Origin of the sequence: Micromonospora sp. DT201, from assembly GCF_049841575.1 — a bacterium.
GTDB lineage: Bacteria > Actinomycetota > Actinomycetes > Mycobacteriales > Micromonosporaceae > Micromonospora.
The window spans coordinates 407233-431481 of the sequence record NZ_JBNCKP010000001.1 but is presented as its reverse complement, the minus strand read 5'-3'; the positions used below and the strand labels follow the sequence as shown (position 1 = coordinate 431481).

Below are 24249 nucleotides of genomic sequence, written 5' to 3'. Positions count from 1 at the left end.
CCAGGTTGGGCCCGGCCGGTGGAGGTGACCCGACCGGGTGGTGGGTGCAGCCAGGCCGGATGGCGGGGCCGCTACGCCTGCCTGGGCACTTACCGTGAAACGATGGGGGCGGGACGGCTGGTCGCTGTGCTGATGACAACGCTGCTGGTGGGCTGCGCGCCTGCCACGGCCGTCGCTGGCGGGTCCGACGGGCCGTTGTCGGCGCATCGGGCGCCTGAGGGGTCGTACGCCGTCGGCGTGCGTACGCTCACCCTCGATCCGCGCTCGGCGCGCCCCCTGCCGGTGACGATCTGGTTTCCGGCTGCGGCCGACGGGGTGGCCGACGGGCGGTTCCCGGTGGTGGTCTTCAGCCACGGGCTGTTCAGCCGGCCCGATCTGCACGCCGGCCTGACCACCCGCTGGGCGGCGGCGGGTTTCGTGGTGGCCGCTCCCGCGTTCCCGCACACCCGGGAGGGCGCCGCCGAGTTCAGCCGGGCCGACGTGCGCAACCAACCCGCCGATGGTTGGCGGCTGATCCGACACCTGAGCCGCCTGGACCGGAACCGCACGGATCCCCTCGCCGGCCACCTGGACCTGACGTCGATTGCCGCCGCCGGGCACTCGGCGGGCGGCTTCACCACCTCCGGCATGTTCAGCGAGGGGCACCCGGCCCGGTTGCGCTCCGGGATCGTGATCGCCGGGGGTGGGTTGCCCGGCAGCTTCGCCGGGCCGGCCGCACCGGTGCTCTTCGTGCACGGCACGGCCGACGCGGTGGTGCCGGTGACGGTCGGCCAGGCGGCGTACGGGCGTACCCGCGGGCCGGCCGCGTTTCTCAGCCTGCTCGGGCAGGACCACGGCGCCTACCTGACGCCGGGCGATCCAGGTTTCGCCCCGGTTCTCGCCACCACCACCGACTTCCTCCGCTGGACCCTCTACGGCGACCAGACGGCCGGTGCTCGCCTCCCCGCCGACGCCCGCACCCCGATGACCAGCTACGAGTCCCGCCCGGCCCGTTGACCCTGCGGCACCGCTACGGTGGCCCGGTGGACGAGCACGCGCACCGCCAGTTGGCGAGCATCGCCGAGGTGGTCACGGTCGCCGGGGCAGACGGCATCCCGGTGTGGCTGCGCGGCGGCTGGGCGATGGACTTCCACCTCGGCGCGGTGACCCGCCCCCACGTCGACGTCGACTGGTATTGCTGGCGGGAGGACGCGGACCGGCTGGGCACGCTGCTGCTGGCCCGAGGCTGGCGTCTCGACCCTCGGATGCCGGTGGAGCTGCAACTCGACGTGTTCGCGGGCGACGTCGAGGTCAGCTTCGCGTACCTGGGTCGGGATGATGCCGGCCGTCCGACGGTGGGTGCCGGCTCCTGGGCCGGGACCCCGCTGCCGGCCGGGATGCTGGACGCGCCACCCGGCCGGATCGGCTCGCTCACCGCGCCGACCATCTCGGTGCAGGCCCAGATCGAGTTCAAGCAGATGTACCCGGTCTGGATGCCGGAGCGTCCGCGCCGGCCGAAGGACGCCGACGACCTGATCCGGCTACGTGCCGGTCCTGGTCGAGCAGGGTAGCGGGTGCAGCGGCGGGTGCAGGGGCGGGCACAGCCCGTCGAACTTCGCCGGTCGTGCCGACCGCACAAGGCACAATCGGATTCATGTCGCGTCGCGTCACCTCCGCACTGCTGGCCAGCGCCGTTCTCCTGGCCGGGCTGGCCGGCTGTTCAGCGGACACCCCGCAGGGCAAGAGCTGGCGGGCTCCGGCCGAGCCACCGCCGGCCGCCGCCACGCCGACGCCGCAGGTCCCTGCCGGGACCGCGCCGCAGCGCGCCTTCGCAGTCGGCGTACGCCAACTGAAGCTGGACCGGGACGGCCGTGCGCTGCCGGTGACGATCTGGTACCCGGCTGCTGGGGATGCCGGCGGCGCGGCCAAGCGGTCGGCGTCGGCCGCGAACGGTCGGTTTCCGGTGGTGATGTTCAGCCACGGTCTGGGCGGGCGGCCGGACGACTACGCCACGCTGCTGACCCGGTGGTCGGCGGCGGGTTTCGTGGTGGCCGCGCCGGTCTTCCCGCACACCTCCCGGGGCGGTGACGGCAACGTCCTCGACGTGCTCAACCAGCCGGCCGACGTGTCGTACGCGCTGACCCAGGTGCTCGCGTTGGACGCCAAGGCCGACGACCCACTGCACGGCCGTTTGGACGCCGACCGGGTGGCTGCGGCCGGGCACTCGGCGGGCGGGGTGACCACGATCGGCCTCTTCACCGCGAGCCGGGACGAGCGGCTGGACGCGGGCGTGGTGTTCGCTGGCACAGCGCTCGGCGTGGGCACCGCGTTCGCCGGCGCGGCCGCGCCGCAACTGTTCGTGCACGGGGAGCTGGACGAGGTGGTCGGGTACGCGGCGGGCAAGGCCGTGTACGACAAGGTGCCCTGGCCGAAGGCGATGCTGAGCCTGCCGAACGGCGACCACGGACGGGCGCTGCTCAGTGACGGCGCGGCGCTGCGGGTGGTCTCGGACACGTCCATCGAGTTTCTCCGCTGGTCGCTGTACGGCGACGCGGCGGCCAAGAAGCGCATCCCCACCGACGCGATGCGCGGCGACATCGCCACCTTCGACGATCATCTCTGAGCAGCACGCTTCGGGCCGGCCGGCCGGCTGAAATCCGCACAACATCAGGGATGTTGCTGCCTCAGCGCGACCGGAGGCAGCAGTTTCCCTGATGTTGCGCGGATCATGCGACGAGACGGCCCGCGGATCAGGCCGTGTGGTCGATGACGACCTTGCCGAAGGCGTCGCCGGAGTGCAGGCGGGCGAAGGCGTCCTCGACCCGGCTGAACGGGACGACACAGTCCACCACCGGGCGCACCTCGTTGTCGGAGCAGAACGCCAGCAGCTCGTACAGCTCGCCGGGGGTGCCCATCGAGGTGCCCAGGATTTCCAGCTGCATCGCGAAGAGCCGGCGCAGGTTGATCGCCGGCTCGTGCCCGGCGGTCGCGCCGGAGACCACGATCCGGGCCATCGGCGCGGCCGACTTCATCGAGTGGTCGAAGGTGGCCGCGCCAACCGTCTCGATCACCACGTCGACTCGTTCCGGCAGCCGGGCACCGGGTTCCACGGCGGTAGCGCCGAGGGCCGAGATCCGCTCCCGCTTGGCGGCGTCGCGGCTGGTCGCGTACACCCGCTTGCCCATCGCGACGGCGAGCGCGACGGCCGCGGTGGCGACGCCACCGCCCGCGCCCTGGACCAGCACGCTGTCGGCGTCCGCGACGCGGCCCTTGGTGGTCAGCATCCGCCACGCGGTCAGCCAGGCCGTGGGCAGGCACGCCGCGTCGGTCGCGGTCATGCCGTCGGGCAGCGGGATCAGGTTCGATCGGGGTACGGCGACCCGCTCGGCGAGGGTCCCGGCAAAGTGCTCGGAGAGGATGGAGACCCCGCGCGGGTCACCCGGAGTGACCACCACCGGGTACACGACGACCGGGTGACCCTCCGGGTCCACTCCGACCGCGTCGCAGCCGAGGATCATCGGCAGCTGGGCCTCGGTGAGCCCCACCCCGCGCAATGACCAGAGGTCGTGGTGATTGAGCGAGGTGGCCCGCAACTGCACGGTCACCCAGTCGTCGGCCGGGTGGGTCGGCTCGGGCCGCTCGCCGACGGTGAGTGCGGCGAGCGGATCGGCGTCGTCGAAGCTGGAGGCGAAGGCAGCACGCATGATCGGCACGGTAACAAGCTGAGCGCCCGTTAAGAAGGCTCCCTCTCACACCGGCCAGCAGCGCATGCTGCGCCGGAGCGCCCCCGGCCCGTGCGTCGTCAGTGACGGGCGACGCCGTCGCGGCGGGCGGCTTCGGCGACCGCCTCGGCGACGGCTGGCGCGACGCGCGGGTCGAGCGGCGAGGGGACGATCGCGTCGACGGTCAACGACTCGGCCACCACACCGGCGATGGCGTCCGCGGCGGCGACCTTCATCGCCTCGGTGATCCGGGTGGCGCCGGCATCCAGCGCACCACGGAACACCCCCGGGAACGCCAGCACGTTGTTGATCTGGTTGGGGTAGTCACTGCGCCCGGTGGCGACCACCGCGACGTGCCGGGCGGCGACCTCGGGGTGCACCTCCGGGGTCGGGTTGGCCAGTGCGAACACGATCCCGCCGGGTGCCATCCCGGCCACCGCGCTCTCGGGGATCTGCCCGCCGGAGACCCCGATCAACACGTCCGCGCCGCGAAGCGCCTCGGTGATGTCGCCCTGGCGGCCGTCCGCGTTGGTGCTCGCCGCCAACTCGGCCTTGGTGCCGGTCAGCTCGGTGCGGTGCAGGCCGATGATCCCCTTGGAGTCGCAGACCACCACCTGGTCGGGGTTGACGCCCCCGGCGACAAGCATCTTCGTCACGGCCACCCCGGCCGCGCCCGCACCGCTCACCGCCACCCGCAGGTCACCGAGCTTGCGGTTGAGCAGGGTGGCGGCGTTACGCAGCGCGGCGAGCACCACGATCGCAGTGCCGTGCTGGTCGTCGTGGAAGACCGGGATGTCGAGCGCCTCGTCGAGCCGTCTCTCCACCTCGAAACAGCGCGGCGCGCTGATGTCCTCCAGGTTGATCCCGCCGAACGAGGGGGCCAGCGCCCGCACCACGGCGACGATCTCGTCGACGTCCTGGGTGTCCAGACAGATTGGCACCGCGTCCACCCCGGCGAACTGCTTGAACAGCACCGCCTTGCCCTCCATCACCGGCATTGCGGCGCGTGGGCCGATGTTGCCGAGCCCGAGCACCGCCGAGCCGTCGGTGACCACCGCGACGGTGTGCGACACCCAGGTGTAGTCGTCCGCCAGGGTGGGATCGGCGGCGATCGCCTCGCACACCCGAGCCACCCCCGGGGTGTACGCCAGGGAGAGGTCTTCCCGGCTGGTGAGCGGCACGGTCGAGGTGACTGCCATCTTGCCGCCGCGGTGCAGCAGGAAGACGGGATCAGCGGGGTCCACGATGGACGAAGACATGGTGGTGACTCCAGGATCTGTCGAGCAGATGGGGCGTCCGGCCCGGCCGCGAGGTGGGCGGCGAGCGGTGGCACGCGGTGCAGGGGGTCACCCGGGCACTTCCGAGCATAGTGTCGACACTGCCGCTGGGATGTGAGCAGGGTCATAACGGGCGACGAGGAACCCGGCCGGGGCGCGGCCAGTAGCGGGCCACCACCCTCCCCCGCACGTCGGCCACCCCGTACGCCCGGGAGTCATCGGTGATCAGGTCGTTGTCCCCGCGCAGCCACCAGCCGCCGTCCTGCTGCCGGACCGCCCGCTTCACCACCAGCAACTCGGGACGGGTCCGGAAGACCGCGACCACCACGTCCCCTGCTCGGATCGGGCGGCCATCCGGACGCACCAGCACCGCGTCGCCATGCCGCAGCGTCGGTGCCATGGACGGACCGATCACCAGAACTGCGGTCAACGGTCTCCGCAAACGGGGCGCCTCAGGCGGGTGATCGCTTCCCACTGGTTTCACCTCCATCCGGTTCGGGGAGCATCCTCAGGAGTAATGTCGCCTTTGATCATCGCAAACTTCCCATGGAGGATCCCGATGCGATTTCCGCGCATCCTTGCGCCCCGCGTCACCGCGAGCGCTCACTGCGACCTGCCGTGCGGTGTCTACGATCCGGCTCAGGCCCGGATCGAGGCCGAGTCGGTCAAAATGATCTGCGAGAAGTACCAGGCGAACACCGACCCGGAGTTCCGCACCCGCGCCGTCATCATCAAGGAGCAGCGCGCCGAGCTGGTCAAGCACCACCTCTGGGTGCTGTGGACCGACTACTTCAAGCCCCCGCACTTCGAGAAGTACCCGAACCTGCACAGCCTGTTCAACGAGGCCACCAAGCTCGCCGGCGCCGGTGGCGTCAAGGGCAGCCTCGACCCGGCCACCGCCGACAAGCTGCTCGCGAAGATCGACGAGATCTCGAAGATCTTCTGGGAGACCAAGAAGGCGTGACCTCACGGGTCATCCCGACGATCCGGCCGGCACGTCCCGAGGACGTGCCGGCCATCGTCGCCATGGTGCACGAGCTGGCGGAGTACGAACGTGCCCCCGACCAGTGCCACCTGACCGCCGAGCAGCTGACCTCGGCCCTGTTCCCGGCTGCTCCAGGTCGCGGCGCGGCGGACGGGCCGAGCTGGAGCGGGCCGGCGGCTGCTCCGGCGCTCTTCGGTCACGTCGCGGTCGACGAGCACGGCAAGCCGATCGGCTTCGCGTTGTGGTTTCTCAACTTCTCCACCTGGGCCGGCGTGCACGGCATCTACCTGGAGGACCTCTACGTCTCCCCGCCAGCCCGAGGCACCGGGGCGGGTCGGCTTCTGCTCGCCACTCTGGCCGACATCTGCGTACGACGCGGCTATCGGCGGCTTGAGTGGTCGATGATCGACTGGAACCCGGCCGCCGGGTTCTACGCCTCGATCGGCGCGGAGCAGATGACCGAGTGGGTCCCCTACCGACTGAGCGGGGACGCGCTGCGCCAACTGGCCGGTCATGTCACCGCTGCCGGCACGCGTACAGGCGACCGACCGGGTAGAGTCCCCGACCGGGGGGATGAGGCGTGACTCAACTGACTGGCCAGCCGTGGACCGACGACGTGGTGCGCCTCACGGTGCCCGCCGACGGCGGTTACCTCGGCGTGCTCCGTACCGCCACAGCCGGTCTCGCGGCCAGGTTGCAGTTCGCGCTCGACGAGATCGAGGATCTGCGGATCGCGGTCGACGAGGCGTGCGCCATGCTGCTCGCCATCGCCACCCGCGACGCCGAGCTGGAGTGCCGCTTCGCGGTCACCGAGGATGCGTTGACCGTCGAGGTGACCGTGCCGACCGTGCGCGGTGCCACGTTGCCCGCCGAGTCGTCCTTCGCCTGGAAGGTGCTCACCGCGCTGACCACCTCGGCAACCGCCACGGCCGCCGACGGCCGGGCCACGATCGGGTTGCTCACTCGCCGCTCCGGCACCTACTGACCGGCCCAGCGCCTGCCGGCACTGTCACTCCGGCACTGTCACTCGAAGCCGAGGGCCCGGGTCGTCGGAGGGCTGACCAGCAGCCAGCCCACGCCCAGGCCGAGGGCCATCAACGGCACGCCCAGCCAGCCGAGCCCAGCCTGGATCATGAACCACCCGATCGGCAGCAGCATCAGCTGGAGCACGATCGCGGGGGCCCGTGCGCCCGCCTTGCGGCGCAGCAGCGCACGGCCCAGCGCCCAGAGCACGACCGCCGCCCCGATGGCGAAGGCCGTCACCAGCAACGCCGACGCCAGATCGGTGGTGGTGGCCGTGAGGTCGGCCCAGACGAGCCAGGCCGCGATCAGGCCGACGACGGCCGATTCCCCCCACAGCAGCCGGACCGCCCAGCGGAGCGTGACGGGAAACGGGGCCGAGTCGATGGTCACGCGCGCCACGATACTCGGGCTACCGGAAGGTACAGTGCCGCCCATGCGGGCCGTCCTGGTGGTCAATCCAAAGGCCACCACTACCAGCGAACGCAGCCGGGACGTGCTCGTCCGTGCGCTGCGCAGCGAAGTCGACCTCAGCGTGCGCTACACCCGCCGGCGCGGGCACGCCATGGCGCTGGCCCGGGAGGCCGCTGCGGAGGGGGTCGACCTGGTCGTCACCCTGGGTGGCGACGGCACCGTGAACGAGGTGGTGAACGGCCTGATGACGGCCGACCCGCCGCCGCGCGCCGACGATGCCACGATGGCCGATCGGCTGCCCGCGCTGGCGACCGTGCCGGGCGGCTCGACAAACGTGTTCGCCCGTGCGCTGGGTCTACCCCGGGAGTGGCCGGACGCGACCAGCATGATCCTCGAAGCGTTGCGGCTGGGCCGGAGCCGGAAGGTTGGGCTGGGCCGGGCGGACGACCGTTACTTCACCTTCTGCGCGGGGTTCGGCCTGGACGCGGCGGTGATCCACCGGGTGGAGCAGGCCCGGCGGAAGGGCCGGGTGTCGACGCCGACGCTCTATCTGCGCTCGATCATGAATCAGTACTTCTTCGCCTCGGACCGGCGGCATCCGGCGATCGTCCTGGAACGTCCGGACGAGCCGGCCGAGGCTGAGCTGGCCACCGTCATCATCCAGAACACGGCGCCATGGACGTACCTGGGCGACCGGGAAGTCAACCCCAACCCCGCCGCGTCGTTCGACCTCGGGCTGGATGTGCTGGCGTTGCGTCAGCTCCGAGTGGCTAGCACAACACGGACGGTGACGCAGTTCCTGTCCCAGCGGCCGGATCCGCGCGGCCGCCAGGTGTTACGACTCCATGACACGGCGGAGTTCACGCTGCTCTCAAGCCGTCCGCAGGCGTTCCAGCTGGACGGCGACTATCTCGGCGAGCGGGAGAAAGTCAGATTCACCTCCGTTCCCGCCGCACTGAGAGTAATCTGCTAGGTCTCGGGTACTGCCCTTGGTCGACACGGTGACCGCGACCGGATCGGCCGGTCACCGCCACACCGAGGGGCAGGTGCCGGAAATGTCAGCAATGTCACGCGGACTGTACTATATTGATCCTCGACTGTGGCACGGCGGGTAACCAGGAAAGCACTGAAACCCGGACAAATGGGTTGTGGGCTTGCTCACCGCCCGGAGTTTTTCCGAGCGTCACCCTTGACATCACGACTGTTCGTGAAAGTATTCACAAGCGAACTTGAGTTACCGGGACATTGCCTGGATATGCTCGTCAGGTTGAGCTGTTCCAGCAGGTCCCCGGCGCTGAACGCCTGCTCACGCACTGCCGAATGGTCAGACGCTAACTGTCACCACCGGCACTGCGGATGCATATAGGAAAAGCACGACCAAGCAATTGTTGCCACCCATCCAGAATGAGGAGTGTTGCCGCCATGGACTGGCGTCACCATAGTGTCTGCCGCGACGAGGACCCAGAGCTGTTCTTCCCGATCGGGACGTCTGGACCGGCTCTGCTGCAGGTCGAGCAGGCAAAGGCCGTCTGCAGGCGCTGCTCCGTGACCGACCAGTGCCTGCAGTGGGCACTCGAGTCTGGTCAGGACGCCGGCGTCTGGGGCGGAATGAGCGAGGAGGAGCGGCGCGCTGTCAAGCGGCGCGGCGGTCTCCGGGTGCTGCGCGCTCACTCCGCCTGATCCCCAACGACACAGCTGTACGCCCCGGTGGGTTCGCCCGCCGGGGCGTTCCGCTGTCCGGCACAAGGACCGCTGTCCGGCACGAGAACGCTGTCCCGCACGAGGACCGCTGGCCGGCACAAGGACCGCTGGCCGGCACAAGGACGCTGTCCCGCACGAGGACCGTCGGCCGGCACGAGGGTCAGCGCGCCGTAACCCTGCCGGAGTCGACCACGCGCTCGCCGGGCCGGTCATCGACCCGACGCAGCACCAACTCGACCAACTCCGGTGCGTCGGTCAACGGCGCGGCGACCGCCACCGCGCCGGCCGCGCGGGCAGCCTCGGCCACCGCGTCGTGGAACAGGCCCGGCGCAAGGAAGTACGCGGACACCGCGACCCTGCGCGCGCCGGCCGCCCGCAGCCGGGACACCGCCACGCCGGACTCCGGTGGAGCCGCCGAGGCGTACGCCACCCGGCAGGGCACACCGAACTCCACACCGAGCGCATCCGCAACCCGGCCTACCGAACGACGCGCCCGCGCGTCCCTGGTGCCCGCAGCGGCCAACACCAGCGCGTCGAAGCGGCCCGGCTGCGCCTCACCGAGTCGACGGCGCAGCCCGGCCAGCAGCCCGAGGTCGACAGTTCCGTCCGCCGGGCCGAGCACATCGGTCACCCGTACCGCCAGCTCCGGTCCGGCCTGCGCCGCCGCGGCGATCGCCGCCGGAATGTCCACCCGATGGTGGTACGCGGCAGTCAGCAGCAGCGGCACCAGCACCGCGCGACGGTGGCCGGCCACTGCCAGGTCTCGCAGGACCTCGGTCGGCCCCGGCTCGGTGTGGTCCAGCCAGCTCGCCCACACCTGTGTGCCTGGCCGAGCGGCCGACACGGCCTGGGCCAGTGCGCGGGTGGCATCGGCCGCTCGTGGATCACGGCTACCGTGTGCGACCAGCACCACCGGATCCGCCCCGCCGGCCGCGCCGGGGCCGGTCGGGGTCGTCGCCGGGGAGGTCAGACGTGCAGCCCGCACTCGGTCTTCTCGAACATGGCCCACCGGCCGGCCCGGGCGTCCTCGCCGGCCTTGGTCCGGCGAGTGCACGGCCAGCAGCCGATCGACCCGTAGCCCTGCTTGAACAGCTCGTTGACCGGCACGTTGAAGCGGGCGATGTAGGCGTCCACATCCCCCTGCGTCCACGCCGCGATCGGGTTGACCTTGACCTTGCCGCGTCGCGGGTCGAAGGTCACCACCGGTGTGTTGGCCCGGGTCGGCGACTCGTCGCGACGCAGGCCCGCGGCCCAGGCGTCGTACCCGGTCAGGGCCCGCTCCAACGGCTCCACCTTGCGCAGCTGACAGCAGTCGTCCGGCGACTTGTTGAACAGCCGGGGGCCGTACTGGCCGTCCTGCTGGCCGACGGTGAGCCGGGGCCGGATCGACCGGACGTTCACGGGGAGCGTCCGGGCAACCTCGTCGCGCACCCGTAGCGTCTCGGGGAAGTGCAGGCCGGTGTCGAGGAAGACCACGTCCACCCCCGGGGCCACCCGGGACACCAGGTGGGCCAGCACGGCATCGGCCATCGAGCTGGTGACGCAGAACCGGTCGCCGAAGGTCTGCGCCGCCCAGCGGGCGATCTCCAGCGCCGGGGCACCCTCCAGGTCCCGAGCCGCCTGCTCGGCCAACGAGCGCAGCTCGTCCGGGCTGCGCCGCGCCGGGTCGGCCGGCGTCGGGCCACCGGGGCCGACCAGGCGCAGGCCGGCGGCGGAGACCAGACTCACCGGGTCACCGCCCGCGAGAGCAGCCCGGTGAACTTCACCGAGAAGACCCGGGTGCAGGCGTGGCACTCCCAGGCGCCGTGCCCCGCCTCGTGCGGCCGCAGGTCCTCCTCGCCGCAGTACGGGCAGTACAGAGGTGCCGCTCGGTTCTCGCTGCTCACCGCAGTTCCTCCTCGTCGACTCTGATCACCCAGTTGGCGAACGTCTCGCCCTCGCTCCGACCAGCCAGGTAGCGGCGGGCCAGCCGTTCCACGTACTCCGGAAGCTCCTCGGCGGTGGTCTTCAGGCCGCGTAGCTTGCGGCCGAAACCGGCGGTCTGCCCCTGGGCCATGCCCAACCCGCCGCCCAGGTGCACCTGGAAACCCTCCACCTGCCGGCCGTCCGGGCCGACCACCAGCTGACCCTTGAGCCCGATGTCGGCCACCTGCGTGCGGGCGCACGCGTTCGGGCAGCCGTTGATGTGGATCGAGATGTCGGCGTCGAAGTCGCGCAGCCGCTGCTCCAGCCGAGCCACCAACTCCTCACCGCGGGCCTTCGTCTCGACGATGGCCAACTTGCAGTACTCGATGCCGGTGCACGCCATCGTGCCGCGCCGCCACGCTGAAGGCCGGGCCTCCAGGCCGATGTCGCGCAGCGCGTCGACCAGCGACTCCGTCCGCTCCGACGGCACGTCGAGCACCAGCAGCTTCTGGTACGGGGTGAGCCGCACCCGGTCACTGCCGTGCGCCTCGACCACGTCGGCCAGTTGGGTGAGCTGCTTGCCGGAGACCCGTCCGACCACCGGGGCGGCGCCCACGTAGTGCCGCCCGTCGGCCTGCTCGTGCACGCCCACGTGGTCGATCGGCTTCGACGGCAGGGTCGGTGCCGGGCCGTCGAGCAACGTCCGGCCGAGGTAGTCCTTTTCCAGGACCTCGCGGAAGCGCTCCACGCCCCAGTCGGCCACCAGGAACTTCAGCCGGGCCCGGTTGCGCAGCCGGCGGTAGCCGTAGTCGCGGAAGATCCCGACCACCCCGGCCCACACGTCGGGCACCTCGGCCAGCGGCACCCAGACGCCGAGCCGCTGGGCGAGCATCGGGTTGGTGGAGAGACCCCCGCCGACCCAGACGTCGAAGCCGGGGCCGTGCTCGGGGTGGTCGACGCCGAGGAAGGCGATGTCGTTCGACTCGTAGGGGGTGTCCACCAGCCAGGAGATCGACGTCTTGAACTTGCGGGGAAGGTTGGAGAACTGCTTGTCCCCGACGTACCGGGCAACGATCTCGTCGACCGCCGGGGTCGGGTCGAGCACCTCGTCGCGGGCCACCCCGGCGACCGGGCTGCCCAGCACGATGCGCGGGCAGTCGCCACACGCCTCGGTGGTCTGCAGGCCGACCGACTCCAGCCGGCGCCAGATCTCCGGCATGTCCTCGACCCGGATCCAGTGGTATTGGATGTTCTGCCGGTCGGTGATGTCGGCGGTGTCGCGCGCGAACTCCCGGGAGATGTCCGCGATGACCCGCAACTGGGCCAGGCTGAGCTGGCCGCCGTCGATGCGGACCCGGAGCATGAAGAACTCGTCCTCCAGCTCGTGCGGCTCCAGCACGGCTGTGCGCCCGCCGTCGATGCCCGCCTTGCGCTGGGTGTAGAGGCCCCACCAGCGGAAACGGCCGCGCAGATCCTGCGGGTCGATCGAGGCGAAGCCGCGGTGGGCGTAGATGGTCTCGATTCGGGCCCGGACGTTCAGCGGATCGTCGTCCTTCTTGATCCGCTCGTTGGGGTTGAGCGGCTCGCGGTGGCCGAGCGCCCACTGACCCTCACCCCGTGGGCGGCGCGGGGCCCGCGCCGGGCGGGCCGTCGGGCCCTCGGGTCGGGCCGGGGTGCTGCTGACCGCCATCGCGGCGTCCTCCGTTGTCTGCTGTGCCTCGGGCATGCGCGGGGCGCGGCGGCCGGCCCGGCGAAGCGGGCGGGACAACGGTGTCTTCAGACAGCCGGCGCGGAGCGCGCCCGAGACAGATTGGTCGGGCGTCGTCAGTAGGCCGGACAGATCGCGCTGAACACGCGGCCGTAGTCGACGTGGCGACGTGCCACGAAGCGGCGGACGACAGCGGCGGTCATGGGGCTATGCTGCCACACCGCATGGGGGCCGGCCAATGTCCGCGTGCCGGATCCCACATCACGGGCCGAAGGCTAGCCGACCAGCTGGTCACCGAGGATAGTTCGGGCATAACGGACCACCCGCCCCTGCCGTACACCGGCGATCAGGCCGTTGTCCCGCAGCGTGGTGAGGTGGTGTGACGCAGTCGCCGGCGCAAGGCCCAACATCGCAGCCAGCTCACCGGTGCTCAGCGGAGCGTCGAGCACGGACAGCGCCGCCGCCCGCGTACTGCCGAGCAGCGCGCCGAGCGCGGCGCTGGGCGGCGGCGACGTCCACAGCCCGCCCAGCCCGGCGGGCGGATAGCAGAGCGCCGGCCCGGCGTCACCCTCCATGATCGCGTGCACCGTCGGCCCGGCGAAAGAGGTGGGCAGCAGCGTCCACGGGCGCCCCTGGAGACCGGCCGGCCGGGTCGTGCCGACGGCGACCTGCAGCGCCGCGCCGTCCCAGCGGATCAACGGGTGCAGCTCGCGGAGCAGGGTCCGCCCGCCCTGCTCCGCGGCGAGCAGAGTCCGCCGCCGGATGTCGGCCAGCGCGAGCGCTCGCAGCCGGGGCCAGTCCGGCGCGATCAGCAGCGTGAAGTAGCGACGGAGCTGCGCGACCAGTTCGTCCGGGGTCAGCCGGGGTGCGCCGGCCCGGTCCAGTTGCCGCCGTACCCGGGTCGGGTCGGTGCTGGCGACCGCCCGCAGCTCGGCCGCCAGATTCGGCGCCGCCCCGATCGGGGTGAGGAAGTCCGGCACGTATCCGTTGGACGACTTGAGCACTGCCAACAGCGGCTCCAGGCCGGCACCCGGGAGCAGCCGCTCGGCACGCTCCCGCCACGGACGGTGCATCCAGTACTTCGCCGGCTTCCGCAGGGCCCAGGTGCTGGCCACCAGCTCAGCCAGCGGCGAGTGCACGAACCGGACCCGACTCAGGTCGTCGGGCGTGAAGTGGACCTCGATCACCGACAGATTCGACCACGCTCGAACGGTTCGGCGACAGCGCGCGCCCGCTGGACGATCCACACATGGAATACAGGCAACTGGGCCGGTCCGGTCTGCGCGTGAGCGCAGTCGCGTACGGCAACTGGGTCACCCACGGCAGCCAGCTCGACGACGGCGCCGCGGCCGCGTGCGTGGCCGCTGCCCTGGACGCGGGCATCACCACCTTCGACACCGCAGACCGATACGCCCAGGGGCGGGCCGAGGAGGCGCTCGGCAAGGCGCTGAGCGGCACCCGGCGCAGCTCGATCGAGCTGTGCACGAAGGTGTGCCTGCCGGTCGGGCCGGGGGCAAACGACGCAGGACTGTCCCGCAAGCACATCATCGAGGGCTGCCACGCCTCGCTGAACCGGCTGGGCACCGACTACATCGACCTCTACCAGGCACACCGGTACGACGACAGCGTGCCGCTGGAGGAGACGATGACCGCCTTCGCCGATCTGGTACGCCAGGGCAAGGTGCTCTACGTCGGCGCCTCCGAGTGGACCGCCCCGCAATTGCGCGCAGGCCTGCGGCTCGCCGCCGACCTGCACGTCCCGTTCATCGCCAACCAGCCGCAGTACTCGATGCTGTGGCGGGTGGTGGAGGCCGAGGTGGTGCCCACCAGCGCCGAGCTCGGCCTGGGTCAGCTCGCCTGGTCGCCGCTCGCGATGGGGGTGCTCACCGGCAAGTACGAGCCCGGCCATCGTCCGCCCGCCGGCTCCCGGGCCACCGACGGCTTCGGCGGGTCGTTCATCGCCCGCTACTCCTCGGATCTGCTGCTCTCCCGGGTACACCAGCTCCGGTCGATCGCCGAGGCCGCCGACTGCACGATGGCCCAGTTGGCGGTGGCGTGGGTGTTGCGTCGTCCAACCGTGGCCAGCGCGATCGTCGGCGCGTCGCGACCCGAGCAGCTCGCCGACACGGCTGCCGCCACCACGGTCCGGCTGGACGACGAGCTGATGGCACGGATCGACACCGTGCTCGGCGATCTCGTCGAGCGTGATCCGGCGAAGACCGCTCGGCCGAACGACGTGATGCCCGCCTGGCGCCCACCGCCTGCCGCCAGCTGACGCCCGCGACCGGGGTGGCCGTGGCAGGCTCGGACCGTGGGCACATTGTCCGAGAAGTCGACCTTGGCGGCGCGGGAGCACCTGCGCCGCGTACCGGTCTGGCTCCCCCCGGCGCTGCTGACCCTGGCGGTGACCCTGACCGGGCTGGGCTCCGCCCAGCTCTGGCGCGACGAGCTGGCGACCTGGAGTGCGGCCACCCGGTCGCCGCACGACCTGGCCCGGTTGGCCGGCACCATCGACGCCGCCACCGGGCCGTACTACCTGCTGATGCACGGTTGGACCGCGGTCGTTGGCGACTCCACGATCGCCCTCCGCGTACCGGCCGTGCTGGCGATGACCGTGGCCGCCGGGTTGCTCGCCGTGCTCTGCGCGCGGCTCGTCGACCGGCGAACCGGCCTCTTCGCCGGGCTGCTGTTCGCGGTGCTCCCCGGCACATCCCGCTACGGTCAGGAGGCCCGCCCGTACGCGCTGGCCACCATGCTCGCGGTGCTCGCCACCCTGCTGTTGGTGACCGCACTACGCCGGCCGAGCTGGGCCCGTTGGGCCGGGTACGCGGTCGCCGTCGCCGCTCTCGGACTCATCCATCTGATCGCGCTCACCCTGCTCGCCGCGCACGCGTTGGTCGTCCTGCTCGCGTGGTGGCGCGGCCCGGTCGCGGCCGGCATCGTCGCCCGGGCCGACGGCGGTGCTGAGCGGGACCGGCGGGTGTGGCGGTGGGTGGTCGCCGTGGTGCCGGTCGTGCTGCTGGTCAGCCCGCTGCTGCTCAAGGCCCGGTCACAGCGGTCGCGTCAGCTGAACTGGGTCAACCTGGTTCGACTGGACGACCTGACCGCCCTGCCTGGCGGCGTGACCCAGAGCAGCGTGGTGGGCGGCCTGCTGGTCGGGGTCGCCGCACTGGGCGCGGCCCGGCTCGGACGGCGCGCTCTGCTGCCGGTGAGCTCGGTGCTGCTGCCGGTGCTGCTGCTCTTCGCCGCCGGCACGGCCGTACCGCTGTGGGTGCCCCGGTACCTGGTCTTCGTGGTGCCTTTCGCCTGCCTGCTGGCGGGCGCGGCGCTGGCCGCGGTGGCCGCGCCGGCCGCGCTCGTCGTGGTGGTCCTGGCCGGGCTGCTCGGCCTGCCCGACCAGACCGCGCTGCGGCGGACGCACGAATGGCCACGCAACGCGCCTGTGGACTACGCGGGCGCGGCGCGGGTGATCGCAGAAGGTCAGCGGCCGGGCGACGCGGTGGTCTACTCGCCACGGCAGAGCTGGCTCTTTCTCGACCTCGGCATCGAGTACCACCTCGACGACCCACCAAGGGACGTGCTGGTCACCGAGGACGAGGTCCGTCGGGGTGACCTGTGGGCCGCCGAGTGCCCGCAACCGGCGCAGTGCCTAGCCGGCACGACACGGGTGTGGCTGGTGATTTCCGGCCGGCACGCCGAGCCGCTGGCGGCCGTGACCGGCGCCAAGGGCGACGCGCTGCGCGCAAACTTCACCGTCGCCCAGGTCTGGCCGCGCCCCGGCCTGACCGTCGCCCTGCTGACCCGCTAACACAACCCCGTTGCCACCTCGGGCCTGTCGCTGTTCAGGCCCGTTGCTGTTCAGGCCCGTTGCTGTTCAGGCCCTTCGCTGCTCGGGCCCGTTGCCGCGGTCTGCCCTCCCGATGCCTCAGCCCGACCGGCGGACCGGCGGACCGGCGGACCGGCGGACCGGCGGACCGGCGGACCGGCGGACCGGCGGACCGGCGGACCGATCCTGTCGTTCTGAGCGATATACCTGTGGGTCATAAATATGACTCACAGGTATATCGCCTATCGGAGTGGTGGCGGTCTGACGGCCGGCCGAAGCCATCGGCCGTAGCTTGCCCCAGATCTGGGGTGACCCCGATCGGGCCACCCGGCCCGACCGTGTGCGTCGGCGCGGCACGCAGGGCACGGCACGCAGGGCACGGCACGCAGGGCACGGCACGCAGGGCACGGCACGCAGGGCACGGCACGCCCCATTGGTGGGGCAGCTCTACAGGGACTGCTACCCACCGGTGCACGACACGTCGCCAGCGCCGGACGGCAGCCGCGGACGGGGCGGACGGGGCGGCGGTCAGGGCTGTGAGCGGCCCTCGTTGGCGCTGCGGGCGAGCGGGACGATCAGCATCGCCTCGGTGCCGCCGTTGGCTCCGGCCCGCAGCTCGATGGTGCCGCGCAGCTCCCCGGTGACCAGGGCTCGGACGATCTGCAGGCCGAGGCGGCTGCCGCGTTCGGCGTCGAAGTCGGGCGGCAGCCCACGCCCGTTGTCCGTGACCGAAACGTGCAGCATCTTGCGGAACCGGTGCGCCGAGACCACCACCTCCGGCCGCACCGACGGATCGGCCTCCGGAACGGCAGCCGGCACGAATTCAGGGCCGGCTACGGCGGGGGCGGGGGCGTCGTCCGCTTCGTCGGCCGGCGGGAAGCCATGCTCGACGGCGTTGAGCAGCAACTCGTTGAGGACCATCACCAGCGAGGTGGCGATCTCCGCCGGCAGCACACCGAAGCTGCCCCGCCGACGCATGCCGACGCTCACCTCGGTCACGGCGACCTCGGTCGCGGCGCTGGCCACTCGGTCGACGATGCCGTCGAACTCGACCGCCTCGTCGCTGGACATGGAGAGCGTCTCGTGCACCAGTGCGATCGAGGCGACCCGGCGGACCGACTCCTCCAGGGCGACCCGGGCCTCCGGCATGGACACCCGGCGGGCCTGCAACCGCAGCAGGGCGGCAACGGTCTGGAGGTTGTTCTTCACCCGGTGGTGGATCTCCCGGATCGTGGCGTCCTTGGTGATCAGTGCCCGATCCCGGCGGCGAACCTCGGTGATGTCCCGCACCAGCACGAGCGCGCCGATCGGCACCCCGGCGGGCATCAGTGGCAGCGCCCGGGTGAGCATCGTGGCGCCGCGTGCGTCGATCTCCCGTCGGGGCGGCGCCTCACCGCGCAGTGCGGCCAGGATGCCGTTCGACGCCTCGGTGCCGTCCAGCGGGTCGCCGGCGAGCCGGCGGTGCAGCGCGGCCAGGTCTTCGCCCACCAGGTGGGAGGCGTAACCCAACCGGCGGTACGCCGACTGCGCGTTCGGGCTCGCGTAGGTGACCTTGCCGCCGGCGTCCAGCCGCACGAGGCCGTCACCGACCCGGGGCGCGGAGGTGGTCTCACCAGGATGCCGGGGCGGCGGGAAGGTGCCGTCCGCGATCATCTGGGCCAGGTCGTCGGCCGTGGTCAGGTAGTTGAGCTCCAGCTGGCTGGGGGTACGCGCGGTGGAGAGGTTGGTGTCCCGGCCCACCACGGCGATGACCTCACCGGCCTCACCCTCGGCGGTCCGCAGACGGACCGGAATCGCCTCGTGCCGGGCGGGTACGTCGCCGTACCAGACCGGGTCGCCCTCCCGCCAGATCCGGCCCTGGGAGTACGCCACCCCCAGGTGGGCCACTTCCGGCCCGCCGACGATCCGTCCCACCTGGTCATCCTGGTAGGCGGTGGGTGCGGTGGTGGGGCGGACCTGGGCGACACAGAGGAACGTGCCGTCGGCGTCGACCGGCACCCAGAGCAGCAGGTCAGCGAAGGACAGATCGGAGAGCAGTTGCCAGTCGCCGGCGATCCGGTGCAGATGGTCGATGTCGGCCGGACGGAGATGGGTATGCTCCTCGGCGAGGTCGCGCAGCGTGGACACGGTGACCAGGGTGCCACGCCGGGCCTCACATCGTCGCGGTGACCTTCTTCAACCCGCGCGGCGCGTCTGGGTCCTCACCTCGGGTGAGCGCCAGGGCCAGCGCCAACCGCTGCAACGGCAGGATGTCCAGCAGCGGGGCGTACCGCTCGTCGACCTCGGGAACGGCCAGCCGGGTGGCGCCCGGCACGTCGGCGGAGCCGACCACCACGACGTCGGCGCGTCGTTCGCCGAGGCGGGGCAGCACCTCGCCCATCGACCGTCCACCTGGACCGGAGCCGACCAGCGCGAGCACCGGGACCTCCGGGTCGGTCATCGCGAGCGGGCCGTGCAGCAGGTCGGCACCGGAGAAGGCCAGCGCCGGCAGGTACGAGGTCTCCATCAGCTTCAACGCGGCCTCCCGGGCGGTCGGGTAGGCGTACCCCCGGCCGGTGGTGACGAGCTGGCGGGCGAACCGGTAGCGCGGCGCGAGCTGGGCTGGGGTGTTGTCGGTCAAGGTGCGGGCGGCCAGCTCGGGCAGCGCGTCGAGCGCCTCCCGTTCGGCCGCCGGGAGCACGCCGTCGCCGGCCCGGATGCCCTCCACCAGCATCAGCAGGGCGAGCAGCTCGGCGGTGTACGTCTTGGTGGCGGCCACCGCCCGTTCGTGCCCGGCGGCGATGTCGACGCTCAACTCGGCTACCTCGTCCAGCGGCGACCCTGGCGCGTTCGTCACCGCGAGGGTGAGCGCCCCGGAGGCTCGGGCGGCGCGCAGCACCTCGGCCAGGTCAGGTGAGCCGCCACTCTGGCTGACCCCGACGACCAGCGCGTCGGACAGGTCAGGGCGGGCCCCGAACAGGGTTACCGCGCTGGGCGAGGCAAGCCCGGCCGGCAGGCCGAGCCGGATCTCGGTCAGATACGCCCCGTAGAGGGCTGCATGGTCGGAGGTGCCCCGGGCGGTGAAGACCACGTGCCGTGGGCGACGTTCGGCGATGACCGCCGCCACCCGGGCGATCTCGGCGGCGTTGGCGGCGGAGAGCAGGCGCGCGTAGCCCGCCGGCTGCTCCTCGATGTCGGCGGCCATTCCAGCCCCTGCGCGTGTCACGGACACTCCCCCCTTGCGCGATTGCCGCGCGTTCCATGCTCAGTCTTGCACTTTTTATCGTATCTGAGCAATTGAACGAGCAGGACTGCGCAGATGATCACCGAATGATCTCAATATCAACTAGGATTGCCCCGCTACACACGGTCTAGGCTTGCGACGAGAGGACCACGTGCCCGAGGGAACGGACGACCCCGCGCTCTCCGCGACGGAGGAGCTCGCGCTGGCCCGGCTGGCACTCGACGAGGGCGACCTGCAGCACGCCGCCGGCCACCTCGCCGCCGCGTTGACACAGGCCCCGACCCTCCCAGAGGTGCACGAGACGCTGGCCCGGCTCGCCGCCGCGAGCGGCGGAGGCCTCGACCTCTTCCCGATCACCCACCACACCTTCGTGGGCGCGGTCGTCGCCCGCGCCCATCTGCTCGCCACCGCCGGCCGCCCCGCCGAAGGGCTGGAGCTGCTGGCCGCGGCAACCGCGTACGCACCCGGCACCCAGTGGGCCGGCGTTCCGTGGATCACCGCGCCCGAGTTGGCCGAACGGCTCGATCCGGAGCACATCGCCCGCATCCTCATGCAGGTCTGCGCCGCGCTGCCCGACCCGGTGCCGCGGGTCGGCCGGGGCGCCCTCACGCCGTACCTCACGCTGGCCCACAACGCGGTCACCGTCCACCCCGAGCACGGTCTGCTGCTGGGCGCGGCGTCCGCACTGGCCCGGCGTCTCGCTGAGGTCGCGCTGGCGGTCCGCTGGGCCACCCGAGGGGTACGCGCACAACCCTCGAAGATGGGCGAGGTCTGGCTCGGGTACGCGTACCGCAGCGCGGGCCGGACCCGCGACTGCCTCGCAGCCCTCGGTCGGGCCGTGGAGCTGGATCCCGACGACCTGGCGATCTACGCGGACATCGCCGGCACCCTGGCCGAGATCGGCCGGCTGGACGAGGCGCTGGAGTGGACCGAGCGGGCGCTGGCGCGCGACCCGTCGTTCGACTGCGCGGTGCACACCGCACACCGCCTGCGGCACCTGCGCGACGGTGACCTGGCCCACCTGGTCGCGCTCGCCGACTTCGTCCGCGACCACCCCGACGACAGCCACGAGCACGGTGACCTGGCCCAGTGCTGCCGAGGCCGGCCCTGGCTCGGCCAACTGACCCCGGCCGGTGGTCCACTAGTCGACGCGATGCGCCAGGCGGTGGCCGATGACGACAACGGTCTCGGCAGCGCCGTCCGCCTACCCGCCGCCGCACCGCCGAGTGCCGTCCGGACGGCGGCGTCCACTGCACCGGGGCTGCGGATCGACGTGGTCGGCGCGCTTGAGCCGGACCCGCGCGAGCCCCGGCGGGCGTCCGCCCAGCGGTTGTGGCACTACGCGGACAACGTCCCCACGCCCGCACTGCCGGCACCCTCGGCGACGGCGGTCGAACGGATCGGGCAGATCGCGCACCCGGCGTGGCCGCACCCACCGGCGGCGTACGACGCGGCGGTGGGCCTGGCCGGCCTCGACGTTGCCGACCTGCTCGGCCTGCTGGTGCACCCACCGGCGGCCCCGGCCAACGCGGTGGGTCGGCTGCTGGCCGCCCACGACCCGTCGGTCTGGGTCCGTGGTGTGCAGGTGTGGGCCTGCCTGGGGCTGCTGCACCACCGCACCGACGAGCCGTGGGAGGGGTCGACTCGGCGCCGCGTGCTGCTCGACCTGATCTGGGACGTCGAGGACTGGGTCACCGAGGCAGCGCTGTTCGCCCTGGTCACCGCCGCCTGGGTGGATCCCTCGGTACGGGCGGACGTGGCGCGGGTGGTGGCGGAGCGGCTCGCCGACGCGGCTGCCGTGGCTCGGGTCCGACCGGTCCCGATCGCCGTCTCGCTGGCCCACCTGGCGCTCGCTGCCCCGGAGCTGGACCCGGCCACCGCGGCACTGGCCACCGAACTGCTGGGCACGCGTTCCTCCCAACTCCCCCGCCCCCGCAACCCCCTCCGCCGCCTCTGGCAACGCCTAACCCGCCAAACCTGACCCCACCCACCCACCCCACCCCGCCCCCACCCCACCCCGCCCCGCCCCGCCCCGCCGATCTTGCACTTACTGTCGTCGGTTTGTCGGGAACAGGGCTTATGCCGGGACAGAAAGTGCAAGATCGCGGGGAAAGAAGCGCGCCGCGCCGGCCCTGACGGGCTGGCGCGGCGCGGGGGGAGGGTAGAGGTCAGGCGACGGGGGCCTTGCCGAGGGCGATCTCGGCTTCCTCCTCCGGAGTGGCCTGCGGCGGCGCCTCGTTGGCGGTGCGCAGCGGGATCTCCTTGATGAACCAGGCGAGCACCGGGATCACGATGGTGAACAGCACCGCCCAGAGGAAGACGTGCGAAATCGCGTCGGAGAGACCATTGAGCACCAACTCGCGCGCCTCGGCGGGGAGTTCCTTGAGCTTCGCCAGGTCCATCCCGGCACCGCCGGACTCGCCGCCGAAGGCCCGACCGCCCTCGGAGCTGGCCAGCCGGTTGGCGAAGATCGCGCCGAACAGCGAGATGCCGAACGAGCCGCCGATCGACCGGAAGAACGTCGCCGCGCCACTGGCCGCGCCGAGGTCCTTCTGCTCCACGCTGTTCTGCGCGATCAGCATCGACGTCTGCATGAGGAAGCCCATACCGACGCCGAGCACGACCATGTACAGCGAGGACATCACCTTGCTGGTTTCGGTGTCGAGCATCGACAGCAGGGCCATGCCCCCGGTCATCACCACGCCCCCGATGATCGGGTACGCCCGGTACTTACCGTTCTTGGTGATCGCCCGGCCGATGACCAGCGAGACGACCAGCATGCCGAACATCAGGGGCAGCAGCAGCAGCCCGCTGTTGGTCGCCGACGCCCCCTGCACGGTCTGCTGGTAGAGCGGCAGGAAGTTCATCGCGCCGAACATCGCGAAGCCGAGCAGGAAGCCGATCACCGAGATCAGCGCGAAGTTGCGGTTGGCGAAGAGCGCCAACGGGAGGATCGGCTCCTGGACGCGGCGCTCCACCAGGCCGAAAGCCACAAGCGTGAGCACGCCCAGCACGGCCAGGCCGAGGATCTGCGGTGACGTCCAGTCGTACTCGTTGCCACCCCAGGTGGTGATGAGCACGATCGCGGTGATGCCGACCGAGAGCAGCCCGGCGCCGAGCCAGTCGATCCGGTGCTCGGTGCGGTACTTCGGCAGGTGCATGGTGCTGATCAGCACGAGCAGCGCGACACCGCCCAGCGGCAGGTTCACGTAGAACGCCCAGCGCCAGGAGAGGTGATCGGTGATGAAGCCACCGGCCAGCGGGCCGGCGACCATGGCGATGGCCATGATGCCGGCGATCATGCCCTGGTAGCGCCCACGCTCGCGGGGCGGGACCAGGTCACCGATGATCGCCATCACGCCGACCATGAGGCCACCGGCACCGAGGCCCTGCACGGCGCGGAAGGCGATGAGCTGGACCATGCCGTCCTGCGGGCCGCCGAGCATCGCGGAGCCGGCCATGCCGCAGAGGGCCGAGCCGACGAGGAAGACGACGACCGAGGTCAGGAAGACCGACTTGCGGCCGTAGAGGTCACCGAGCTTGCCCCAGATCGGGGTAGAGACGGTGGTCCCGAGCACGTACGCGGTGACCACCCAGGTGAAGTGGTTGAGGCCGCCGAACTCGCCGACGATCCGCGGTAGCGCGGTACTGACGATCATGTTGTCGAGCATCGCGAGCATCATCGCGATCATCAGCCCGAACAGCACGACCCGTATGTTGTTGGGTCGTGCGCCGGTCTGTGTTGCCTGAGTCATGGGTAAGCTCCCCCCGAGGATTGCCAAACTTACTTGCCGCCCGGCTAGTCACCTTACTAGCCGCACGGTAAGTTGGGTAGCAAGCAGCGGTCAAGCCAATTGGGGGGCGTGAGTGAGGGAGAGCACAGGCGGGACGCGGGAACGGATCAAGACCGTCGCGCTCGAGCTCTTCACCGAGCAGGGGTACGAGAAGACCTCGCTCCGGGAAATCGCCGAGCGCCTCAACGTCACCAAGGCAGCGCTCTACTACCACTTCAAGAGCAAGGACGACATCGTCGCCAGCTTCGTCGAAGACCGGCTGGACCGGATGGACGCGCTGATCGCCTGGGCCGCTACGGAGCCCGCCACCCTGGCCACCCGGCGCGAGCTGATCTCCCGGTACGCCGACACGATGTTCGACGGCACGCAGCCGTCGGTGATGCGCTTCTTCGAGCAGAACCAGACCGCGCTCAAGAGCCTCTCCGCCGGGCAGCAGATGCGCGGTCGGATGTTGGAGCTGACCGACGCGCTCTGCCGGGGCGACGACTCCCCTGCCGCCCAACTTCGCGCCGCGCTGTCACTGTTCGCGGTGCATACCAGCTGGTTCGCGGTGCGCGCGCCGCACATCAGCGACGACGAACGCCGCAAGCTCGCCCTGGATGTGGCCGACGAGCTGCTCGCCGCCATCGGCACGCATCCCGACGAGGCCGCGGAGCCCGACCGGGGCGCGTCCTCGACCGGCCTGGGCTGATCGG

The 24249-nt window shown here is 71.6% G+C and carries 24 protein-coding genes; 12 read left to right on the top strand and 12 right to left on the bottom strand.

Features of this window, described 5'->3' with window-relative positions:
• Window positions 1-102 precede the first annotated feature (102 nt).
• The 3 genes from ACLQ28_RS02170 to ACLQ28_RS02160 all read left to right on the top strand — a co-directional run bounded on the left by ACLQ28_RS02170 (window position 103) and on the right by ACLQ28_RS02160 (window position 2602).
• Entirely contained in the window at window positions 103-996 is an 894-nt protein-coding gene (locus ACLQ28_RS02170; protein ID WP_425684488.1) for an alpha/beta hydrolase family protein, read from the top strand.
• A gap of 26 nt (window positions 997-1022) precedes the next feature.
• Window positions 1023-1550, top strand: coding sequence for a nucleotidyltransferase domain-containing protein (locus ACLQ28_RS02165; protein ID WP_425684487.1), 528 nt, complete (start codon window positions 1023-1025; stop codon window positions 1548-1550).
• An 83-nt stretch (window positions 1551-1633) separates the two neighbouring features.
• Window positions 1634-2602: an alpha/beta hydrolase family protein gene (locus ACLQ28_RS02160; RefSeq protein WP_425684486.1), complete on the top strand. Its 969-nt coding sequence runs from the start codon at window positions 1634-1636 to the stop codon at window positions 2600-2602.
• A 127-nt stretch (window positions 2603-2729) separates the two neighbouring features.
• Here the strand turns inward: ACLQ28_RS02160 and ACLQ28_RS02155 are convergent, their stop codons facing one another.
• The 3 genes from ACLQ28_RS02155 to ACLQ28_RS02145 form a co-directional block, all read right to left on the bottom strand.
• Window positions 2730-3692, bottom strand: coding sequence for a zinc-binding dehydrogenase (locus ACLQ28_RS02155; RefSeq protein WP_425684485.1), 963 nt, complete (start codon window positions 3690-3692; stop codon window positions 2730-2732).
• A gap of 89 nt (window positions 3693-3781) precedes the next feature.
• Entirely contained in the window at window positions 3782-4960 is a 1179-nt protein-coding gene (locus ACLQ28_RS02150; protein ID WP_425684484.1) for an NAD(P)-dependent malic enzyme, read from the bottom strand.
• Window positions 4961-5102: 142 nt separating this feature from the next.
• The gene (locus tag ACLQ28_RS02145) at window positions 5103-5468 is read right to left on the bottom strand and encodes a S26 family signal peptidase (RefSeq protein ID WP_425684483.1); all 366 of its coding nucleotides are present in this window, start codon (window positions 5466-5468) and stop codon (window positions 5103-5105) included.
• 69 nt (window positions 5469-5537) lie between these two features.
• Between ACLQ28_RS02145 and sodN the strand changes: the two genes are divergently transcribed.
• From sodN to ACLQ28_RS02130, 3 genes are read left to right on the top strand one after another with little or no spacing between them, the layout of a single operon-like run.
• A complete protein-coding gene (sodN, locus tag ACLQ28_RS02140; RefSeq protein ID WP_110563452.1) occupies window positions 5538-5942 on the top strand; it encodes a superoxide dismutase, Ni in 405 nt (134 codons plus the stop codon).
• On the top strand, window positions 5939-6547 hold the full coding sequence (locus ACLQ28_RS02135) for a GNAT family N-acetyltransferase (RefSeq protein ID WP_425684482.1): 609 nt from the start codon (window positions 5939-5941) through the stop codon (window positions 6545-6547). The genes sodN and ACLQ28_RS02135 overlap by 4 nt, the downstream gene beginning before the upstream one ends.
• A complete protein-coding gene (locus tag ACLQ28_RS02130) occupies window positions 6544-6948 on the top strand; it encodes an ATP-binding protein (RefSeq protein ID WP_425684481.1) in 405 nt (134 codons plus the stop codon). The genes ACLQ28_RS02135 and ACLQ28_RS02130 overlap by 4 nt, the downstream gene beginning before the upstream one ends.
• Window positions 6949-6986: 38 nt before the next feature.
• Here ACLQ28_RS02130 and ACLQ28_RS02125 read toward each other — a convergent pair whose 3' ends face one another.
• Entirely contained in the window at window positions 6987-7421 is a 435-nt protein-coding gene (locus tag ACLQ28_RS02125; protein ID WP_425684480.1) for a hypothetical protein, read from the bottom strand.
• On the opposite strand from ACLQ28_RS02125, the gene ACLQ28_RS02120 reads away from it, so the two are divergent.
• Together ACLQ28_RS02120 and ACLQ28_RS02115 are read left to right on the top strand one after the other, a co-directional pair.
• Entirely contained in the window at window positions 7420-8370 is a 951-nt protein-coding gene (locus ACLQ28_RS02120) for a diacylglycerol/lipid kinase family protein (RefSeq protein WP_425684479.1), read from the top strand. The genes ACLQ28_RS02125 and ACLQ28_RS02120 overlap by 2 nt on opposite strands.
• A gap of 449 nt (window positions 8371-8819) precedes the next feature.
• Window positions 8820-9077, top strand: coding sequence for a WhiB family transcriptional regulator (locus ACLQ28_RS02115; protein WP_088950012.1), 258 nt, complete (start codon window positions 8820-8822; stop codon window positions 9075-9077).
• 181 nt (window positions 9078-9258) lie between these two features.
• On the opposite strand, the gene ACLQ28_RS02110 is transcribed toward ACLQ28_RS02115, so the two are convergent.
• From ACLQ28_RS02110 to ACLQ28_RS02090, 5 genes are all read right to left on the bottom strand, one after another.
• Window positions 9259-10083, bottom strand: a complete 825-nt coding sequence (locus ACLQ28_RS02110) for a sirohydrochlorin chelatase (RefSeq protein ID WP_425684478.1) — start codon at window positions 10081-10083, stop codon at window positions 9259-9261.
• Entirely contained in the window at window positions 10065-10826 is a 762-nt protein-coding gene (locus ACLQ28_RS02105; protein WP_425684477.1) for a phosphoadenylyl-sulfate reductase, read from the bottom strand. The genes ACLQ28_RS02110 and ACLQ28_RS02105 overlap by 19 nt, the downstream gene beginning before the upstream one ends.
• The gene (locus ACLQ28_RS02100) at window positions 10823-10984 is read right to left on the bottom strand and encodes a hypothetical protein (RefSeq protein WP_167393614.1); all 162 of its coding nucleotides are present in this window, start codon (window positions 10982-10984) and stop codon (window positions 10823-10825) included. The genes ACLQ28_RS02105 and ACLQ28_RS02100 overlap by 4 nt, the downstream gene beginning before the upstream one ends.
• Window positions 10981-12693 carry a nitrite/sulfite reductase gene (locus ACLQ28_RS02095; protein WP_425684476.1) on the bottom strand — a complete coding sequence of 571 codons (1713 nt, stop codon included), beginning with the start codon at window positions 12691-12693 and terminating at the stop codon, window positions 10981-10983. The genes ACLQ28_RS02100 and ACLQ28_RS02095 overlap by 4 nt, the downstream gene beginning before the upstream one ends.
• 293 nt (window positions 12694-12986) lie before the next feature.
• Entirely contained in the window at window positions 12987-13898 is a 912-nt protein-coding gene (locus tag ACLQ28_RS02090) for an ArsR family transcriptional regulator (RefSeq protein WP_425684475.1), read from the bottom strand.
• A 62-nt stretch (window positions 13899-13960) separates the two neighbouring features.
• Here ACLQ28_RS02090 and ACLQ28_RS02085 point away from each other — a divergent pair, with 62 nt between their 5' ends.
• Both ACLQ28_RS02085 and ACLQ28_RS02080 read left to right on the top strand, forming a co-directional pair.
• The gene (locus ACLQ28_RS02085) at window positions 13961-14986 is read left to right on the top strand and encodes an aldo/keto reductase family protein (RefSeq protein ID WP_425684474.1); all 1026 of its coding nucleotides are present in this window, start codon (window positions 13961-13963) and stop codon (window positions 14984-14986) included.
• Window positions 14987-15049: 63 nt separating this feature from the next.
• Entirely contained in the window at window positions 15050-16519 is a 1470-nt protein-coding gene (locus ACLQ28_RS02080; protein ID WP_425684755.1) for a glycosyltransferase family 39 protein, read from the top strand.
• A gap of 546 nt (window positions 16520-17065) precedes the next feature.
• Here ACLQ28_RS02080 and ACLQ28_RS02075 read toward each other — a convergent pair.
• Together ACLQ28_RS02075 and ACLQ28_RS02070 are read right to left on the bottom strand one after the other, a co-directional pair.
• On the bottom strand, window positions 17066-18664 hold the full coding sequence (locus ACLQ28_RS02075; protein ID WP_425684473.1) for a histidine kinase N-terminal domain-containing protein: 1599 nt from the start codon (window positions 18662-18664) through the stop codon (window positions 17066-17068).
• Between the two features lie 25 nt (window positions 18665-18689).
• On the bottom strand, window positions 18690-19721 hold the full coding sequence (locus tag ACLQ28_RS02070) for an SIS domain-containing protein (RefSeq protein WP_425684754.1): 1032 nt from the start codon (window positions 19719-19721) through the stop codon (window positions 18690-18692).
• A gap of 190 nt (window positions 19722-19911) precedes the next feature.
• On the opposite strand from ACLQ28_RS02070, the gene ACLQ28_RS02065 reads away from it, so the two are divergent.
• The gene (locus ACLQ28_RS02065) at window positions 19912-21741 is read left to right on the top strand and encodes a tetratricopeptide repeat protein (RefSeq protein WP_425684753.1); all 1830 of its coding nucleotides are present in this window, start codon (window positions 19912-19914) and stop codon (window positions 21739-21741) included.
• 187 nt (window positions 21742-21928) lie between these two features.
• Here the strand turns inward: ACLQ28_RS02065 and ACLQ28_RS02060 are convergent, their stop codons facing one another.
• The gene (locus ACLQ28_RS02060; protein WP_425684472.1) at window positions 21929-23515 is read right to left on the bottom strand and encodes an MDR family MFS transporter; all 1587 of its coding nucleotides are present in this window, start codon (window positions 23513-23515) and stop codon (window positions 21929-21931) included.
• Window positions 23516-23627: 112 nt separating this feature from the next.
• On the opposite strand from ACLQ28_RS02060, the gene ACLQ28_RS02055 reads away from it, so the two are divergent.
• Window positions 23628-24245: a TetR/AcrR family transcriptional regulator gene (locus tag ACLQ28_RS02055; RefSeq protein WP_425684471.1), complete on the top strand. Its 618-nt coding sequence runs from the start codon at window positions 23628-23630 to the stop codon at window positions 24243-24245.
• Window positions 24246-24249: the final 4 nt, after the last annotated feature.

Coding starts and splice junctions, on each gene's coding strand:
- ACLQ28_RS02170 (WP_425684488.1), top strand. CDS start 103: ATGGGGGCGGGACGGCTGGTCGCTGTGCTGATGACAACGCTGCTGGTG.
- ACLQ28_RS02160 (WP_425684486.1), top strand. CDS start 1,634: ATGTCGCGTCGCGTCACCTCCGCACTGCTGGCCAGCGCCGTTCTCCTG.
- ACLQ28_RS02150 (WP_425684484.1), bottom strand. CDS start 4,960: ATGTCTTCGTCCATCGTGGACCCCGCTGATCCCGTCTTCCTGCTGCAC.
- ACLQ28_RS02145 (WP_425684483.1), bottom strand. CDS start 5,468: ATGGAGGTGAAACCAGTGGGAAGCGATCACCCGCCTGAGGCGCCCCGT.
- sodN (WP_110563452.1), top strand. CDS start 5,538: ATGCGATTTCCGCGCATCCTTGCGCCCCGCGTCACCGCGAGCGCTCAC.
- ACLQ28_RS02120 (WP_425684479.1), top strand. CDS start 7,420: ATGCGGGCCGTCCTGGTGGTCAATCCAAAGGCCACCACTACCAGCGAA.
- ACLQ28_RS02125 (WP_425684480.1), bottom strand. CDS start 7,421: ATGGGCGGCACTGTACCTTCCGGTAGCCCGAGTATCGTGGCGCGCGTG.
- ACLQ28_RS02115 (WP_088950012.1), top strand. CDS start 8,820: ATGGACTGGCGTCACCATAGTGTCTGCCGCGACGAGGACCCAGAGCTG.
- ACLQ28_RS02095 (WP_425684476.1), bottom strand. CDS start 12,693: ATGGCGGTCAGCAGCACCCCGGCCCGACCCGAGGGCCCGACGGCCCGC.
- ACLQ28_RS02085 (WP_425684474.1), top strand. CDS start 13,961: ATGGAATACAGGCAACTGGGCCGGTCCGGTCTGCGCGTGAGCGCAGTC.
- ACLQ28_RS02070 (WP_425684754.1), bottom strand. CDS start 19,721: ATGGCCGCCGACATCGAGGAGCAGCCGGCGGGCTACGCGCGCCTGCTC.
- ACLQ28_RS02060 (WP_425684472.1), bottom strand. CDS start 23,515: ATGACTCAGGCAACACAGACCGGCGCACGACCCAACAACATACGGGTC.